Source organism: Flavobacterium sp. 103, assembly GCF_003096795.1.
In the GTDB taxonomy this organism is placed as follows: domain Bacteria; phylum Bacteroidota; class Bacteroidia; order Flavobacteriales; family Flavobacteriaceae; genus Flavobacterium.
The window spans coordinates 1,458,814-1,476,187 of the sequence record NZ_QENX01000001.1 but is presented as its reverse complement, the minus strand read 5'-3'; the positions used below and the strand labels follow the sequence as shown (position 1 = coordinate 1,476,187).

Sequence of the window (17,374 nt, the reverse complement as noted above, 5' to 3'; positions counted from 1 at the left end):
CTACTTTTTTCTTTTTTAAGTTCATTGAAATTGAGATTTAAGATTGTAGATTACCGATTTAAGATTGCAGATTTAAAAAATCTAAAATCAAGAATCAATCCCGATAGATATCGGGACAGAAATCTAAAATCTCCCCGGGTACAATACCTGTTAAATTATTGTTTAATCCATCTGTACTAAAAAGTTTTTGGTTTATTGTTTTCTGTTTATGGTTCAAACAACAAACAACAAACAACAAACAACAAACACAAAGTGCGGATAAAAATTTACAAATGAATAAAGAATTGATCATTCGGTCTAGTTCTGATTTTGTGGATTTTGCCTTATTAAAAGATGGAAAACTAATTGAATTACACAAGGAAGAAGAGAAAAGCAACTTTCAAGTAGGTGATATTTTTATTGCCAAAATAAGAAAACCCGTTGCTGGACTTAACGCTGCTTTTGTAAATGTTGGCTTCGAAAAAGATGCCTTTTTACATTATCATGATTTAGGACCTAACTTAGCTTCCCAACTGAAATTCATAAAACTTGTAAGCGCAGGTAAAATAAAAGATTTCTCCCTAAAAAACTTTCAGTTTGAAAAAGAAATAGACAAGAATGGTACGATTACAGATGTAATTAGTGCCAATCAATCTGTTTTGGTACAAGTTGTCAAAGAACCAATATCAACCAAAGGACCAAGGATAAGTGCAGAGCTTTCCCTAGCCGGAAGATTTATTGTTTTGGTTCCGTTTTCTGACCGAGTTTCTATTTCACAAAAAATAGAAGACAAAAAAGAAAAGGAACGTTTGAAACGTCTTGTACAATCAGTCAAACCAAAAGGATTTGGCGTTATTGTTCGTACAGTAGCCGAAGGCAAAAGCACAGTAGAATTAGAAAAAGATTTGCAGAACCTGCTAAGCAGATGGACTGCAATGTGTAAAAAATTACCAACTGCTCATCATCCTTCCAAAGTATTAGGAGAGCTCAACAGAGCTTCTTCAATATTAAGAGATGTATTTAATGATACTTTCAGTAGTATTCAGATAGATGATGAAGAGTTGTACAACCAAACAAAGGATTACTTGCAAGAAATTGCACCATCCAAACAATCAATTGTCAAGTTCTATCAGTCCAAAGACACACCAATTTTTGAGAAATACAATATAGAGAGACAAATCAAAACTTCATTTGGGAAAACAGTTTCCATGAGTAAAGGGGCTTATCTTATTATAGAACACACAGAAGCTTTACACGTCATTGACGTAAATAGCGGAAACCGTTCCAATAAAGCTACCAACCAAGAGGATACAGCCATGGAAGTCAATATGATTGCAGCCGCCGAAATAGCGAGACAATTGCGTCTTCGTGATATGGGCGGAATCATAGTAGTTGATTTTATCGATATGTCTAATCCTGAAAATCGTAAAGTCTTGTTCGACTTCTTGAGAGAAGAAATGAGCGACGATAAAGCGAAACACAAAATCTTACCACCGAGTAAATTTGGGTTAGTCCAAATTACCAGACAACGCGTAAGACCAGAAGTTAACATAAAAACTAGAGAAGAAGATCCAAACAATGAAAATGGCGAAATTGAAGCGCCAATATTAATCATTGACAAAATCGCTTCCGATCTGGAAAGAGTTTTAAAAACCCACAATAAAGTAGTGCTTAATGTACATCCGTTTGTGGCTGCATACCTCAGTAAAGGTTTTCCATCATTGCGTTCAAGATGGTTTTTTGAACACAAAAAATGGGTGAAAATCATACCACGTGACGCTTACACGTATTTGGAATATCATTTCTACGATAAAAAGGGAGATGTTATTAAAGAATAAAATAAAGAACCGCCTTTCGTGAGATTGGCGGTTTTTTTGTGTCTTGTTCTGAATGGTTTTTTATTGGTCCAAACTGAGTTCAATTGTTGTTTTTTGGAGCAGAAAGATTTGGCTTTTTTGGAAATATAGTCCCGCTTTTCGTTTCAATCTTTTGTGCCGAACACCGGCACAAAAGGATTTCCACTGCAAACGAAGTTCACTGAACTCCTATGAAAATAAAAGTATAGTGAAGTAATCGGGGCTAAAGAGTTAGATTTTTGCTTTTTTTGCCATCATTCAGAAAAAAAGGAATAATCAAACTCAGTTGGTAAAAGAAAAATACGAATTATTGAAAATCGGCGTCATTTACTCCTTCGTTGATTGTGATTTCAGACATTTTTATATCCAGTTCAATGCCTATGTTTTGGATGATATTAAAAGGGATTTTTACACTTTTTACTTCTCGATAATCGTTGAAATTGGTAGTCACAATAATTGTTTCTTCGTCTTGATCTATGATTTTAGATTCGGCTAGTTTAAGTCCGGTTTTGGTATCGTAGAAATAGTTGTTTTTCCCGTTTTTGACAACATAGGTATCGTTTCCATTGATGGTTTCAATTCTGTCGATAGTTAGTTCGTTCATCTTTAATAAAAGAAGTTCTTCAAATGGAGTTGCTGATGCTTGCATTTCGGCCAACTCTTCTCCTTCAAAATCTTTGCGTTGTCCTTGTTCAATGGTGTAGGCTCCTTTTGGGGTAATTACCTGTTTCATCATACTCATTCCTTCCATTGAAATTTCTACCAAAGAATTTCCTTTAGTGTCTGTTTTTGAGGTATAGGTTAAAGGTGCTGGGGCCTGTGGAATTGTGGCTGATCCTATCATAGTAATAGATTTTACCGACGAAACTGCTTCCTGTCCTCCAATTGCTTTGATGTAATTCTCAAGTACATTTTTGACAGAGATTCCTGTTGGGATTTCTTTGTTCAAAATCGGTTTTTCTATAGGGTTTCCATATTTGTCAAAATAGAACATCGGAATTTTTAGTTTTTCCAATCCGGGAGCAATCTCAGATCCTTTGCCTGCAATTACAATTCGCATATTGTCTATTAAGAAATATTTGTTGGCTACACGCAGTACATCATCAGCTGTCACGGCGTTGATTGTTTGTATGTATTTCTCGTAAAAATCAGCTGGAAGTTTTTCAGTTTCTATGTTTAAAGCGTATCGAGCGACTGCTTGCGGCTTTTCGACCTGCATTACAAATCTTCCAATGTAACCTGCTTTTACGGTTGCAAGTACTTCTTCGGTAACTTTCTCGGTACGGATTCGTTTTATTTCTTTGATAAATTCCATAACGGCACTGTCGGTAACGGCATTCCTTACGGCAGATTTAGCAAAGAATTTGGAAGTGTATTTTCCAGCTGCTATGCCGGATCTTGCGCCATAAGTCCAAGCGTGTTCTTCACGTAAATTCATGTTTAAGTAACTGTTGAAATCTCCTCCCAGAATTTGATTGGCAATTACGGCAGGAAAAAAATCAGAATCTCCCATTTTTAAACTTACGGTATTTACCAATGTGATTTCAGACTGAACTGCATTTGGTACATCAACTAAATTGATTTGTAAATTTGATACATTAGCAGGGATGTCATATGGTGTTTTTGGCGTGTTTTTTTTCTCCCAAGAACCAAATAATTTTTCTACGACTATTTTTACATTATCGTATTTAACATCGCCAACAATTACTAAGTATGCGTTTTCGGGAACGAAGTAAGTTTTGTAATTTGTTTCTACGTCGGCAAGAGTTATGTTGTTTAGTGTTTCTTCAGTCATAAATTCACCTGAAGGATGGTTCTTTCCAAAAGCTAAAGCATCGACAACACGACTGGCAATTGCAGGAACGCTTTTTTCTTCGGCTTTCATCCCTTCGATTAATTTGGCCTTTTCTTTTTCAAAATCTTCTTGTGTGAAATTTGGATGTAAGACACCTTCTGCCATTAGTTCCAAAATTCTTCCACTGTATTTGGAAAGTGAATTTGCTGTAGCCCCGTGGGAACTAAAATTGATATCTACTCCCCAAAAGTCGATTTCTTCATTGAAAGCAGTCTTTGTTGTTATCTTACTACCATTTCCAATTAAGTTACTGGTCAATTCATCGACTCCTTTTTTGTTGCCTTCTGCAAAAGGAGCGTTGTCTAACGTTAGATTGAAGGATACTTTAGGCAATTTATGATTTTCTACTACCAATATCTTCATACCATTGTCCAAAACAAAGCTTTGCGGTTTTTTGATATTGATTATAGGTGATTTTCCGGGTTTGGGTTGCGTGCGTTCTGTTGCTTGCATAATTCCTGTTAGTGATGAAAAGGATGAATACTGTAATAGTCTTTTTATGATATTGGGCTCTTTAATTAAGGGGTTTTGCCGGTATATAATCTAAAAGTAAACGTTGGTTTGGATTTAGGTATTTGTTGGCGACCTCTCTTATTTCTTCCCGTGTAATCGAGTGGTACAGTTCAATTTCGGTGTTGATTAGGTTGATGTCTTTGTATAATAGGTAATAAGATGCCAGATTGTTAGCGATTCCTTCTATAGTTGCATTCGTGTTTACGAAGGTATTATCAAATTTGTTTTGTAGTTTTTCATAATCTTTTTCAGAAATCAAATCGGTTTGGATTTTTACAATTTCTTCGTCAATTTCTTTAAGCATGTCTTTGGTGGTGAAGTTGGCCATTGGTAATCCATATATTATGTACATGCCGTAATCTTCTTGGCTAAAGCCAACAGCTCCAATTTGTAGTGCCATTTTTTTATCGTCGACTACTTTTTTGTATAATTTTGAACTTTTGCCATCGCTCAAATACGAAGAGATTAAGTCCAATACTCTGGCGTCTCTACTTTTCATGGATGGAGTTCGGTAACTTGCTACCAACATTGGGATTTGAATGTTGGGGTCTTCGTAGGTAGCTGTGATCGTTTCAGTTATTGGTTCTTCGATGAAGGTCTTTTTAGGAACAACTTCTCCCTTCGGAATTGAACCAAAGTATTTTTGTATCCATTCTTTGGCTTGTTCTTTTTTAAAATCTCCAGCCACTACCAAAACGGCATTATTCGGCAAATAGAATTTTTTGTTGAATGCTTGAAATTCTTCTAGTGTTGCGGCATCTATATGTTCCATAGATCCGATTGTTGTCCAGCGATAAGGATGGTTTTTGAACATGTTTTCTTTTACGGCTGCCAGTATGTTTCCGTACGGTCTGTTGTCGTAGCTGGTTCTTTTTTCTTCTTTTACGACTTCATTTTGGGTATCGACTCCAATTTTATTGATTATCGGGTGCATTAACCTTTCGGATTCCATCCAAAGTCCCAGTTCTAAATTATTTGATGGAAATATTTCGTAATAATAGGTTCTGTCATCGGTGGTGTTGGCGTTATTTGTTCCTCCATTTGAAGTTACAATTTTAAACCATTCACCTCTCTTGATGTTTTTGGTTCCTTCAAATAATAAATGTTCGAAGAAATGTGCAAAACCGGTTCGGTCTGGATTTTCGTCTTTGGCACCCACGTGATACATGACAGAAGTAATAACAACAGGGGCAGAATCATCATGGTGTAAAATAACATGCAAACCGTTGTCTAAATCGTATTCCTCGAAAACTACTTTTTGAGCTGAAGCAACTCCTCCTAATGTTAATACGGCACTTGACATCATTGTTTGTTTTTAATGGTAATTGTTTTGTGATTTTGTCATAGCAAAAATACCTTTTTTTATCCTGTAGAAAGTAGGTAAATTCATCATTGGGAATATATTAACGTTATTTTACTTTGCATCGGTAAGTGTTTCAAAAATAGGATGAAATAGGTGAAGAAAAAGCTATGAAATATTTTTCAGTAAAGGATTGCAGGGTAAATATTTAATTGTATATTTGCAACCTTAAAAATTATTAAAACAATTCAGTATGTATGCAATCGTAGAGATAGCAGGGCAACAGTTTAAAGTAAGCAAAGACCTAAAGGTTTACGTTCACCGTTTGGCAAATGAAGAAGGATCAAAAGTTTCTTTTGATAAAGTTTATTTGGTAGACGATAACGGTTCAATCACAATAGGCGCCCCAGCTATAGAAGGTGCTTCAGTAGAAGCTAAAGTGTTACAACACTTAAAAGGAGATAAAGTTATCGTTTTCAAAAAGAAAAGAAGAAAAGGATACAAAAAAAGAAATGGTCACAGACAATATCTTTCTCAAATTGTAATTGAAGGTATTACTGTTGGAGGAGCTCCTAAAAAAGCAGCTTCTAAAAAGGTAGCAGTTGAAGCAACTACAGAAGAAGCAGCAGAAGTTGCTCCTAAAGTAAAAAAAGCTCCAAAAGCTAAAAAAGAAGATACACAAGAATAATAACAAAATAAACTAATACGTCATGGCTCACAAGAAAGGTGTCGGTAGTTCCAAGAATGGTAGAGAATCAGAATCAAAACGTTTAGGCGTTAAGATTTTTGGTGGACAAGCTGCTATCGCAGGGAACATCATCGTAAGACAAAGAGGTTCAAAACACAATCCAGGTGAAAACGTTTACATCAGTAAAGATCACACCCTACACGCAAGAGTAGATGGAGTTGTTCACTTCCAAAAGAAAAGAGATAATAAATCTTATGTTTCTATACTTCCATTCGAAGCATAATCATAAAGATTCTATATTATTACAAAACCCGTTTCGAAAGAAGCGGGTTTTTTGTTTTAGAATTGTTCTTAATTGCGTCGATTAATTTAGTTTATTCGCTATTTGGTTAAATGCATCAAGTTGATTGGCATATTGTAAAGGAGTAACATTTGATCGCAAACTTAATCTTGTGAATACATGAATGTCAGAGTCCATTATTTGTGCATCAATGTGAGCTCCTGTGCTTGTTTTTAAGCCTTTGTAGATTAATACGGTACTTGTTGTGCTTGCCACGGGATCGTGTAATGAATGGAACACCTTAAAATAAGTACCGGATGGGAGTGTCATTCCGTCTTCTAATCCTTTGCGTACCACTTTCATTACATCATTAAGTTCATTGATTGTTTGATAGGGTCTAAAACGATACCAGTATTTATTTTCTTCTGAAGTTTGGTCCGATTCAGCATAAACAATCATTGGTCCAACTATACCAATAATAGATTGAAGTTTGTTGGAAGAGACTACTATTGGGTCGATTAAAAATAAATTTTTAGGAGGCAGATGGCTATTGAAATAACCGGATTTTACTAATTCCAGAATTAGGGTTCCTCCCGTAGATGAGCCGGCGATGCTGATTTTGGTGTAGCCAAGCGCTATTAGTTTTTCATATTCATCAGTTATGGCAGAACGCCAGTCTTCCCATTTTGAGGCTTTAAAAGAATCGTAATCCCTGCCATGTCCGTCGAGTAAAACTTGAGAAATTCTATAGGTAGATTCGTTTGACCAATCTTTGAATTCCTGCCATTCAAATGTGGTGGCAGAGTACCCGTGAATAACCAATATAATGTGTTTGCTTAAATCTTCAGTTGTTGGATTTGGGTATTTAGCCGAGACCAAAAATTGTTCTGGATTATATAATGAAGGATCAAAAATAACTTTGCCATCTAGTAAATCATCCGTAATGGTTGGGTCACTACAGGAGTAGAATAAAGACGCAATAGCAAACAGGAAAATGAGTTTTGATTTATTCATTAGTTATGTTTTTTAAACAACGTATAATAAATGTCAAGATGAAAATATAGAGGCTGTAAAGTTCCTGGAGAATAGCCTTCTTTTTCTGTGATAATATAATATCCAGTGCCAAAATTTAGAGAGACCGGCACTTGTGGTATATTGAATGTAAAACCAATTTCAGGTGAAAAAAGAAAGGCGGTATTTGGAATTTCATTGAAAATTTCCTCTTCTAAATCCGAGTAAAAATAGCCCATATTCAAACGGGTAACAAAATGATAAGGTTTATTTTTGTTGAATTGCCAACTGCCAGAAAAGATGTAATTATCTTGTTTGATAGCGTTTGAATTATAGGCAGATCCCAATCTGGAAGTTACGTAGTCAAACCCAATGAAAAATTGATTGGGTTTAAATTTCGCGAAAGAATATTGGGCTGAAATACCATTTTCCCAATACATTTCTTGCGTCTTTTGAAAGCGTCCACCTAATTTGAGCGTTTGGGCTTGGGAGATGATGGTGCATAATATCAACGAAACTACGAATGTTTTTTTCAATAGAAATGGTTTAGGTTAATATTTGAAAATGAACTTTTTGGTAAATTTGACGTAAATTACATAATTTATTTATAAATAGATAGTTATGATTTAGCTATTTCAAAAATGAATCTTTCAGTATAGGGTCAATATCGGTACTGAGAGGTTCATTAAAAATATATTTTGATCGTAATTTGGTTATTAGTTTGATGGATTAAAAGAAAATCCAACACTAAAAAACAATCTCACTTTGTCTATATTATTGACCCATGAAACATCAAAATGGATTGGACCTAAAATAGATAGATAAGAAGCGGCTGCTCCTCCGGATAGTAAAAGACTGGTTTCTGTGCCATTATCCCAATTCCCTTTTGGATTAAAAGCATCACCAATGTATTCGTTGAAATTATCAAAACCAACAGTTGCAATATTAAAATGAGGAGTTAGATAAATTTTCCCTAATGGATTTATTTGTGCACCAAGTTTGATCGCCATATATTGAGAAGCATTGACTTCGTCTTCGTGTAATCCTGGAAAAGAAAAGCGGTTGCTGCCAGAACTAGGTAAAATGCCACCAAGGAAATATTTTGAAGCATAACCGTAATCAGAAAATGAAACATCACCATTCTCAAGTTTGTCTTGAAAAATAAAGTTAGCATCAAAACCCATTATACAAGTAACTTTCTTTTTTAGCTGCATTCTTTTTTCAAATCCGAATCCGAATTTAGTGAACCCATTTGTTTGTCCCGAATAATCGGTTAAATTCGTATCCGTATAGTTTATATTGCTATCGGTAAATAGAGAACGGTTTATGTTTGCTCTTAAAATCGTTCCGTTTGTTGCAAAAAAAACTTTGTCCATATTGTTGTATGAATAATGCGCATTCATCTCAATGTCTTCAAAGTTGTAATTGTTAAGGGATAGTATGTTAGGGTTTAAATTGGGATCATTTTTGGGTTTTACCTCTGTGTAATTGTAGTTTAAGCCAAGGCCAATATAGCTTCTTAGAGAATTTAAATTTCGGTTTGCTTCATTATTGAATTCAAATGCATTGTAAAGCATATTGTCAGCCGATTTTCCACTTATAAAGAGTTCTTGTTTTAAAAATGCTCCATAAAGTTCAGAACCCCACCACCAGTCTTTGTTTTTTCCAAAATTTTTCTGAAAATCGATTCTTGCTTTTGGTTGTTCTGCAATATCAGCGGTAACGACAAGACGAGAGGATTGAGCGAGAATATTTCGGGCTGTATAATTAAGAATTAATCCAACACCTCTATAAGTGTCATAGTGCAAAGATGCGTTGACCTGATTTTTGGAATATTCAAAACCATTTAGTGTTAGGCCTAATTTGTCTCCGTCTTTTATAAAATAACTGTAGGTAATTTGATTAAAAAGATTGGTTCCCATAGCTCTATTGATGCCTTGAATCAAATCTTTGGTGGTGTATATTCTATGTGCTTTGATATCTGTTCGGGCAATTACCAAGGGAATGTTTTCTTTGCTAATATTTTTGTAAACAATTGTATCGATCAAAAATTCGTTGGGGACTTTGGGGAGGTAGTGTGTGCGTTGTTTATAGTTTTTTAATTTATCGGCTAATGCAGACAAAGCGTCTAAGTTGAGTTTTGTGGCAATTTTACCATCTTTGTAGATTTCGTCACTTTTATTAAAATCTGCTGTGGAAAATCTTAAATTAGGCATATGATCCACCAAGATATCACATAGTTTTCGGTTCTCAGGATCTTTGATGTTGCTTGGAAACATGCTGGTTTGCATTAGTACAGTTACCAAGTTGTTTAATTTATCCATAGGTTCCATTCCTCCTCCAACATCGCTACCAATTATGATATCGGCTCCCATTTGTTTGGCAATATCCGTTGGAAAATTATTCATTACACCTCCATCTACCAAAAGGGTTTCGTCATAAGACATAGGTTTAAAAACAGCGGGTAATGACATACTTGCTCTCATGGCAAATGCTAAACTTCCTTTGCTTAAGACAATTTCTTTTCCATGTACAACATCTGTAGCCATGGCTCTAAATGGAATTGGAAGATTGTCAAAATCTTTGACATTGTAAACTGGAAAAGTCAGTTCAGAAAGGTATTCTCTTAAGTTTTGGTCGTTTAATAAGGAGCTGACGCTAGTTGGTTTTCCATCTTTTATACCTATTCCGGCCAGATAACGTTGAAATTCACTTTTCTCTTCCACGCTAACATTTCTTAGAGATAAACTTCCGCCGAGCAATTTGTCCCAATCAATGTTTTGGGTTATGCTTGCAATGCTGTCGCCGGAATATCCCATGGCATATAAACCTCCGATAACACTTCCCATACTGTTTCCAACGATAAGGTCAGGGACAATGTGTAAAGAATCCAATGCTTGCAATAGCGGAATGTGCGCTATTCCTTTGGCGCCGCCACCGCTTAATACTAAAACTACTTTAGGCTTTTTCTCTTGAGATGAAATAATTTGAGAGAATATCAAAAATATAAATAAAAGGAAGAGGGGGGATTTTCTTTTCAAAGCGTCTTGTTTTGAGTTGATAATTAAAGAGTAAAAGCGGTTCGTTTTATTTAATTATAAACACTAAGATATTGAAAATTATGTTTTTGAAGCAATAAAAAGAGGATTTAAATTTAATTTTTTTTATGGAACAGTTTTTAATTGGACAAGGTTGTTGCGCTTGGTGTTTCCTTTCATAGTGATTTTCATGAATCGTTATTAAACAAAAAAACCCTCACATTTCTGCAAGGGTTTATTTATGTTATTTGGATAAGGTATATATGGTTTTCCCTTCCTTTTCCATTTTTTCTTCTTCTTCTGATTTCGAAGTTTCCACTTGTTTTTTTAAATTCTCTATTTTTTTCGAACTCGATTCTAATTCTGTTTTGTTTTGGTTTAGTTTTTCTTCAGACTTCGTAATTTTATCTTGAGATTTTTCGATGTCTTTTTGGAGATCAATATTATTGTTGCCTGCTGAGTTATTTATAAGATTTGCAAGTTCGTCTTGATTCGTTTTTAAATCAGCTTTTAGTTTTTCGGCTTTCTCCTCTAATTTATTTTTGTTTTCTTCTTCTTTGGCTATTTTTTTTTCAGCAGTTTGAATTTTATTTGATGAGTGGGATGTCATCGTTCGCATTTGCCAGTCATTTGTCCATCTCTGTCTCTGATTATTAATTTGTTGATGCATTTGTTGATTGCTAGATTGTGCAAAAACAAAAAATGGTATAATTATTAGTACTAATAAAATAAATTGTGTTCTCATAATTTGGGTCAAAGATTAGTTTTGAATTCAAATATATATTTAATTTCTAAAATTATGATAAAATATCTGATTAATTTTAAGAGTTTGTTATCGCCTGTAAGAGATAGGACCAAGTTACCGAAGTAGCGTGGATAGCCAGCTGAATACAGGCAAGAGGGCAAATATACGTACGGTAATTTTGCCCTCTTACCTGGATGGTGGTACGTCCTGATAAATTTTATTTTTTTGACTTTAAATTTTAGATTAAAAAACAAAACCCGACAGATTTTTAAAATCTGTCGGGTTTGAAATATGTGAGTAGATTATATAAGATCTACAATCTTAATACTAATATCTATAATATTCTGGTTTGAATGGACCTTGAACTTCAACTCCAATGTAAGCAGCTTGATCGTCACGCAAAGTTTCCAATTCAACGCCTAATTTAGCCAAGTGTAACATAGCTACTTTTTCATCTAAATGTTTTGGCAACATATAAACTTCATTGTTGTAAGCAGCGCTGTTTTTCCACAATTCGATTTGAGCCAAAGTTTGGTTTGTAAATGAGTTACTCATTACAAAACTTGGGTGACCTGTAGCACAACCAAGATTTACCAAACGGCCTTCAGCCAAAATGATGATGTCTTTTCCAGCGATAGTATATTTGTCAACTTGTGGTTTGATTTCGATTTTTGAAGCACCGTGGTTTTTGTTCAACCAAGCCATGTCAATTTCGTTATCAAAGTGTCCGATGTTACAAACGATAGTCTTGTCTTTCATTTTTTCGAAATGAGAACCCAAAACGATGTCTTTATTTCCAGTTGTAGTGATGATAATATCAGCATTAGCAACAACAGTATCTAATTTTTTAACTTCAAAACCGTCCATTGCAGCTTGTAAAGCACAAATTGGATCGATTTCAGTAACAGTTACGATAGATCCAGCACCTCTAAAAGAAGCTGCAGTTCCTTTTCCAACGTCTCCGTATCCACAAACGATTACTCTTTTTCCAGCCAACATAATGTCTGTAGCACGACGAACCGCGTCAACAGCACTTTCTTTACATCCGTATTTGTTGTCAAATTTAGATTTAGTAACCGAGTCGTTTACGTTGATAGCAGGCATTGGTAATGTTCCAGCTTTTACTCTTTCGTATAATCTGTGTACACCTGTTGTAGTTTCTTCAGACAATCCTTTGATTCCAGCAACCAATTCTGGGTAACGGTCAATAACCATATTAGTCAAATCTCCACCATCATCAAGAATCATATTTAATGGTTTTCTGTCTTCACCAAAGAATAAAGTTTGCTCGATACACCAGTCAAAATCTACTTCGTTCAAACCTTTCCAAGCATAAACTTGAATTCCAGCGGCAGCAATAGCAGCAGCAGCTTGATCTTGAGTAGAGAAAATGTTACAAGAACTCCAAGTTACTTCAGCACCAAGAGCAATCAATGTTTCGATCAAAACAGCAGTTTGAATTGTCATGTGCAAACATCCTGCAATACGAGCACCTTTAAGAGGTTGTTCGTCTTTATATTCAGCACGAAGCGCCATTAAACCTGGCATTTCAGCTTCAGCTAGTTCAATTTCTTTTCTTCCCCAGGCTGCTAGAGAAATGTCTTTTACTTTGAAAGCCACAAAAGGCATAGTCGTTGTACTCATTTATAGTATATTTGTATTGTAAAATTTTTTGCAAATTTAGGCAATAAGTTTAGAAATAAACTAATTTATGCGAGATTTGTGATTTGTTTAATGTCTTAATCTTTTGGACATTAGATAAATAATTTTTTTTGGAGCTAATCCCGCTATTCGCTGCAATCTTTTTGTCTCGAAAAAAACGAGACAAAAAGGATTTTCACTTCTATCGGGGCTAAATTATACATGGAGTTTATCAATTCATAATTTATAATTCACAACTCATAATTCAAGAATGCCTTTATACAAAACAATAGTCCTAAATTCATCAACTAAAATTTTTGTTTGGGAAATAACCGAATCCTATCAAGAGCTTTTTGAGGCAGTCGTTCTCAATGATAGCAATATGAACCGATTGAACTGCATGAAGTCCGAAATGCATCAGCGTGCTTTTTTAAGTGTTCGTAAACTGTTTCAGAAAGCGGGCTATACAGACTTTGATTTGTATTATGACGAATTCGGGAAACCACATTTGTATGACGGAAAACATATTTCCATTACCCATTCCCATCAATTTTCTGCCGTAATTTTAAGTGATGAAGTTGTTGGGATTGATATCGAATTGCAACGTGAAAAAATTATCCGCATTGCCGATAAATTCGCCGATACGGAGTTTCTCTTTTTAAACCCTGAAGAAAGAATAGAATACATAAGAAAACTGACTGTGATTTGGGGTGCAAAAGAAGCTATTTTTAAAATTAGGAACGAAAAAGGAATCAGTTTTAGAGATCATATTAAAGTAGAAGCTTTTGAATTATGCGACGAAAAAATTAAAACGGAACTTCATTTTGATGATATAATCAGAGATTTTTGTGTGTGTTTTGAGGAATTTGAATCAAATGATACAAATGGTTTAAAACAAAGTTTCACACTTGTTTACGCTTTCGAATAATAAAAAATAATTTTAAATCTTTGAGTAGATTTGTGTCCTCTTAGTTAATCTCTGTGTGACTGCGTATGACGAATATTTATAATGCCATAATTCAGGCCAAAACTGAAAATCGAAAATTACTTGCCATTCTTTTGGATCCGGACAAAATTGTTTGGGACAATTTGGGGTATTTAATCGAAAAAATCTATCAGTCACCGGCAACGCATATTTTCATTGGCGGCAGCCATGTCCAAAATAATATTTTGGATGAATTGATTATTTGTCTAAAAGAAAGAATAAATTTGCCAATTGTCCTTTTTCCGGGAAACCCATCCCAAATTTCTGCAAATGCCGATGCAATTTTGTTCCTGTCCTTAATATCAGGCCGAAATCCGGATTATTTGATAGATCATCAAGTAGATGCAGTACCCATTTTGAAGAAAACCCAACTCGAAATTATTTCGACAGGTTATATGTTAATCGAAAGTGGCAGCGAAACGGCAGTTGCCAGAGTGAGTAACACAAAACCATTGGATAGGAATAATAGCGATTATGCTATGCACACCGCACAGGCAGGGGAAATGCTCGGGCATAAACTAATTTATCTTGAAGCGGGAAGTGGCGCAAAAAAGGCTGTCCCTTTTGAAATGATAAAAAAAGTATCAAATAATATTGAAATTCCTCTAATTGTTGGTGGCGGAATTATAGATTTGCAGGGCATTCAAAAAGCTTATGAAGCTGGAGCTGATTTGGTTGTTATTGGAACCGCTTTTGAAAATAATCTAGATTTTTTTGAGTATAAGGAGAAATCTAAAAGTCTAAAATCGTTAATCAACAATCTAAAATCAAATGTTTGACTATTTTTTTGCACAATACAAAGGTTATCCTCTTCACGAAGTATATTTGGAATTGATTGCCGTTTTTTTTGGGCTTTGGAGTGTTTGGTGCGCCAAAAAAGATAATATTTGGGTTTTTCCAACTGGATTAATCAGTACGTTTATATATGCATATTTACTTTGGCAGTGGAGTTTGTTGGGAGATTCAATGATTAATGTCTATTATTTCATAATGAGTATTTATGGCTGGTACCACTGGACTCGAAAAAAAGGAGATGTTGATGAATTTCCAATTTCGGGAATGACAAAAAAAGAGCATTTTCTAGCTATTGCTATTTTTATGTTAACACTTGTCTTCGTAATATTAGTGTATCTTTATTTTGATAAATTTAAAAGTTGGTATTCATACGTAGATACCTTTTTGACAGCAATATTTTTTGTTGGTATGTGGTTAATGGCCAAAAGGAAAATCGAGAATTGGATTTTTTGGATTGTAGGAGATTTACTTTCTATACCGCTTTATTTTGCAAAAGGATATACCTTTACCAGTTTTCAATATATAGTATTTACAATTATTGCCGTTTATGGCTATTTAGAATGGAAGAAAATCTTGAACAGCTCTCAAAATCTGGAGCTTCGCCAATTATAAAAATTGCTATTTTTGGTCCCGAATCTACCGGTAAAACCACTTTGGCCACACAACTCGCCGAATATTATAAAACGGTTTGGGTTCCCGAATTTGCACGCGATTATCTACAGGAAAAATTAGATAGCGGACGTGGTATTTGTGATATTGATGATATGCTTCCCATTGCTTATGGTCAAACCAAATTGGAAAACGAAAGTGCATTAATTGCCAATAAATACCTTTTTTGCGACACCAATTTGCTTGTAACTAAAGTGTTCTCTGAATTGTATTATAATTTTTGTGATTCTTTATTGGACAAGGCTGCCCGTGCCCATCAATATGATTTGTTTTTCCTGACGGATATTGATGTGCCTTGGGAAGATGATGGTTTGAGAGACAGTCCTGAAGGTAGAGAAACAGTATTTGAAGTGTTTAAACAATCCTTGATTGATAATAAAAAGCCGTTTATTACTATCTCTGGTAACAAGGAAACACGTTTGAAAAAAGCGGTAGCCATTATTGAAGATTTGACTAAGGCTTTGCAAATGGGATTCACTTCTCTCGATTTTTTGCAAATTTACGAGCACAGTATTCCTTTGGAAAAGATAAACAAGCAACTGGCCATTTTTAATGAAGGAATTTTAAAAAGTGTTTTGGTTCAACCAGCGACTTTAAATGATGGGATTCTTAAATTATCGGAGGCTGAATTTGGGCAAAAGGCAACTTTTTTTGATGCGAATAAAAATGCATTCAAAATAAAGAAATTTGTTCCGGCATCAGGTGCTGCATCCAGAATGTTTAAATTTTTAACTACTTTTCTGAATGAATTTGATTTCGGAAATGAAACCATAAACGCCTACATCAACAGAAAAAAAGACACGGAATTATCTCTTTTTATTGTTGGGATGGATAAATTTTCTTTTTTTGAAGAAGTAGATAAAAAGCTGAAAGAAATATATCCAGATTTTAACTCTTTGGATCGCGATTATAAAAATTATTATTTTATAAAGACGCTGTTGTCTCCGGAATATTTCGATTTTGCCAATAAACCCAAAGGGATTCTTCCGTTTCATAAATATCCAACACATGTTGCAACGCCTATTGAAGAGCATTTGTATGAATGTGGTTTTTATGCTGCCTCCAATAATCAATCCAATTTACATCTCACGGTTTCAGATAATCATCAATCACAATTTGAAGAAATTATCGAAAAGGTGAAAGGTAAAATCGAAGAAAAATCAAATACAAGTATAGAAGTGAGTTATTCGTATCAAAAAAAAGAAACGGATACCATTGCTGTAGATTTAAAAAATAAACCTTTTCGAAATGAAAAAGGGATGCTGGTTTTTAGGCCTGGGGGTCACGGTGCTTTGATTGAAAATTTAAATGCAATTGATGCCGATGTTGTTTTTATCAAAAATATAGACAATGTGATTCAAAATAATATTCAGCAAATATCTTTTTATAAAAAAGCATTAGGCGGAATCCTTTTAGAGTTGCAGCATCAAATTTTTGGGTATTTAAATGAATTGGATGCTCAGGAAATGACTGTAGAAAAAATTAGTGAAATTTTATTTTTTCTAAAAAAAGAGTTGAATGTTGAATTGAATGATGATTTCCATAAATTTAAATTGAAGAACCAAATCAGCAAGCTAAAAGAGATACTAAATAAACCGATTCGTGTTTGTGGAATGGTTAAAAATGAAGGAGAACCTGGTGGAGGACCATTTTGGGTGAGAGGAACTAATGGGAGGTTAAGTTTGCAGATAGTAGAAACCTCACAGGTTGATTTGAGCAGCAAGCAACAATTGAAAATACTGGCTAGTGCCACTCACTTTAATCCAGTAGATCTAGTTTGCGGATTGAAGAATTACCAAGGTGAAAAATTCGATTTAAGACAGTTTATCGACCCAAATAGTGGTTTTATCGTGCATAAAAATCACGCGGGAATTGATTTGAAAGCATACGAACTACCTGGTTTATGGAATGGAGCTATGGCCAATTGGTTAACCGTTTTTGTCGAGGTTCCGTTGTTTACATTCAATCCGGTAAAAACTGTAAATGATTTATTAAAACAAGCGCATCAACCGTTATAAA

The 17,374-nt window shown here is 34.6% G+C and carries 14 protein-coding genes; 7 read left to right on the top strand and 7 right to left on the bottom strand.

Going from position 1 to position 17,374, the window contains the following annotated elements:
* Window positions 1–272 precede the first annotated feature (272 nt).
* On the top strand, window positions 273–1,817 hold the full coding sequence (locus C8C85_RS06060) for a ribonuclease E/G (RefSeq protein WP_116798396.1): 1,545 nt from the start codon (window positions 273–275) through the stop codon (window positions 1,815–1,817).
* A 325-nt stretch (window positions 1,818–2,142) separates the two neighbouring features.
* On the opposite strand, the gene C8C85_RS06055 is transcribed toward C8C85_RS06060, so the two are convergent.
* Both C8C85_RS06055 and C8C85_RS06050 read right to left on the bottom strand, forming a co-directional pair.
* Complete coding sequence (locus C8C85_RS06055; RefSeq protein ID WP_116796271.1) at window positions 2,143–4,143, bottom strand: M16 family metallopeptidase; 2,001 nt, start codon at window positions 4,141–4,143, stop codon at window positions 2,143–2,145.
* Window positions 4,144–4,204: 61 nt separating this feature from the next.
* Window positions 4,205–5,506 (bottom strand): M16 family metallopeptidase, encoded by a 1,302-nt coding sequence (locus tag C8C85_RS06050; RefSeq protein ID WP_116796270.1) that lies wholly within the window; start codon window positions 5,504–5,506, stop codon window positions 4,205–4,207.
* A gap of 250 nt (window positions 5,507–5,756) precedes the next feature.
* On the opposite strand from C8C85_RS06050, the gene rplU reads away from it, so the two are divergent.
* Both rplU and rpmA read left to right on the top strand, forming a co-directional pair.
* Entirely contained in the window at window positions 5,757–6,191 is a 435-nt protein-coding gene (gene rplU, locus C8C85_RS06045; protein WP_116796269.1) for a 50S ribosomal protein L21, read from the top strand.
* 22 nt (window positions 6,192–6,213) lie between these two features.
* Window positions 6,214–6,474 carry a 50S ribosomal protein L27 gene (rpmA, locus tag C8C85_RS06040; protein WP_100432219.1) on the top strand — a complete coding sequence of 87 codons (261 nt, stop codon included), beginning with the start codon at window positions 6,214–6,216 and terminating at the stop codon, window positions 6,472–6,474.
* A gap of 81 nt (window positions 6,475–6,555) precedes the next feature.
* Here the strand turns inward: rpmA and C8C85_RS06035 are convergent, their stop codons facing one another.
* The 5 genes from C8C85_RS06035 to ahcY all read right to left on the bottom strand — a co-directional run bounded on the left by C8C85_RS06035 (window position 6,556) and on the right by ahcY (window position 12,909).
* Complete coding sequence (locus C8C85_RS06035; RefSeq protein WP_116796268.1) at window positions 6,556–7,485, bottom strand: alpha/beta hydrolase; 930 nt, start codon at window positions 7,483–7,485, stop codon at window positions 6,556–6,558.
* On the bottom strand, window positions 7,485–8,018 hold the full coding sequence (locus tag C8C85_RS06030) for a hypothetical protein (protein ID WP_116796267.1): 534 nt from the start codon (window positions 8,016–8,018) through the stop codon (window positions 7,485–7,487). Before C8C85_RS06030 ends, C8C85_RS06035 begins: the two co-directional genes overlap by 1 nt.
* A gap of 180 nt (window positions 8,019–8,198) precedes the next feature.
* Entirely contained in the window at window positions 8,199–10,523 is a 2,325-nt protein-coding gene (locus C8C85_RS06025; RefSeq protein WP_243412073.1) for a patatin-like phospholipase family protein, read from the bottom strand.
* Window positions 10,524–10,764: 241 nt separating this feature from the next.
* Complete coding sequence (locus C8C85_RS06020) at window positions 10,765–11,265, bottom strand: hypothetical protein (RefSeq protein ID WP_116796266.1); 501 nt, start codon at window positions 11,263–11,265, stop codon at window positions 10,765–10,767.
* A gap of 327 nt (window positions 11,266–11,592) precedes the next feature.
* The gene (gene ahcY / locus C8C85_RS06015) at window positions 11,593–12,909 is read right to left on the bottom strand and encodes an adenosylhomocysteinase (RefSeq protein WP_116796265.1); all 1,317 of its coding nucleotides are present in this window, start codon (window positions 12,907–12,909) and stop codon (window positions 11,593–11,595) included.
* A 268-nt stretch (window positions 12,910–13,177) separates the two neighbouring features.
* Here ahcY and C8C85_RS06010 point away from each other — a divergent pair, with 268 nt between their 5' ends.
* The 4 genes from C8C85_RS06010 to C8C85_RS05995 all read left to right on the top strand — a co-directional run bounded on the left by C8C85_RS06010 (window position 13,178) and on the right by C8C85_RS05995 (window position 17,373).
* The gene (locus tag C8C85_RS06010; RefSeq protein ID WP_116796264.1) at window positions 13,178–13,834 is read left to right on the top strand and encodes a 4'-phosphopantetheinyl transferase family protein; all 657 of its coding nucleotides are present in this window, start codon (window positions 13,178–13,180) and stop codon (window positions 13,832–13,834) included.
* A 65-nt stretch (window positions 13,835–13,899) separates the two neighbouring features.
* Entirely contained in the window at window positions 13,900–14,670 is a 771-nt protein-coding gene (locus C8C85_RS06005) for a geranylgeranylglyceryl/heptaprenylglyceryl phosphate synthase (protein WP_116796263.1), read from the top strand.
* The gene (pnuC, locus tag C8C85_RS06000) at window positions 14,663–15,298 is read left to right on the top strand and encodes a nicotinamide riboside transporter PnuC (RefSeq protein ID WP_116796262.1); all 636 of its coding nucleotides are present in this window, start codon (window positions 14,663–14,665) and stop codon (window positions 15,296–15,298) included. Before C8C85_RS06005 ends, pnuC begins: the two co-directional genes overlap by 8 nt.
* Entirely contained in the window at window positions 15,247–17,373 is a 2,127-nt protein-coding gene (locus C8C85_RS05995) for a DUF4301 family protein (RefSeq protein ID WP_116796261.1), read from the top strand. The genes pnuC and C8C85_RS05995 overlap by 52 nt, the downstream gene beginning before the upstream one ends.
* The last annotated feature ends 1 nt before the right edge of the window (window position 17,374 follow it).

Bases quoted from the DNA above. Each gene is read 5' to 3' on its own strand.
- C8C85_RS06060 (WP_116798396.1), top strand. From the start codon at position 273: ATGAATAAAGAATTGATCATTCGGTCTAGTTCTGATTTTGTGGATTTT.
- C8C85_RS06055 (WP_116796271.1), bottom strand. From the start codon at position 4,143: ATGCAAGCAACAGAACGCACGCAACCCAAACCCGGAAAATCACCTATA.
- C8C85_RS06050 (WP_116796270.1), bottom strand. From the start codon at position 5,506: ATGTCAAGTGCCGTATTAACATTAGGAGGAGTTGCTTCAGCTCAAAAA.
- rplU (WP_116796269.1), top strand. From the start codon at position 5,757: ATGTATGCAATCGTAGAGATAGCAGGGCAACAGTTTAAAGTAAGCAAA.
- rpmA (WP_100432219.1), top strand. From the start codon at position 6,214: ATGGCTCACAAGAAAGGTGTCGGTAGTTCCAAGAATGGTAGAGAATCA.
- C8C85_RS06035 (WP_116796268.1), bottom strand. From the start codon at position 7,485: ATGAATAAATCAAAACTCATTTTCCTGTTTGCTATTGCGTCTTTATTC.
- C8C85_RS06020 (WP_116796266.1), bottom strand. From the start codon at position 11,265: ATGAGAACACAATTTATTTTATTAGTACTAATAATTATACCATTTTTT.
- ahcY (WP_116796265.1), bottom strand. From the start codon at position 12,909: ATGAGTACAACGACTATGCCTTTTGTGGCTTTCAAAGTAAAAGACATT.
- C8C85_RS06010 (WP_116796264.1), top strand. From the start codon at position 13,178: ATGCCTTTATACAAAACAATAGTCCTAAATTCATCAACTAAAATTTTT.
- C8C85_RS06005 (WP_116796263.1), top strand. From the start codon at position 13,900: ATGACGAATATTTATAATGCCATAATTCAGGCCAAAACTGAAAATCGA.
- pnuC (WP_116796262.1), top strand. From the start codon at position 14,663: ATGTTTGACTATTTTTTTGCACAATACAAAGGTTATCCTCTTCACGAA.
- C8C85_RS05995 (WP_116796261.1), top strand. From the start codon at position 15,247: ATGGAAGAAAATCTTGAACAGCTCTCAAAATCTGGAGCTTCGCCAATT.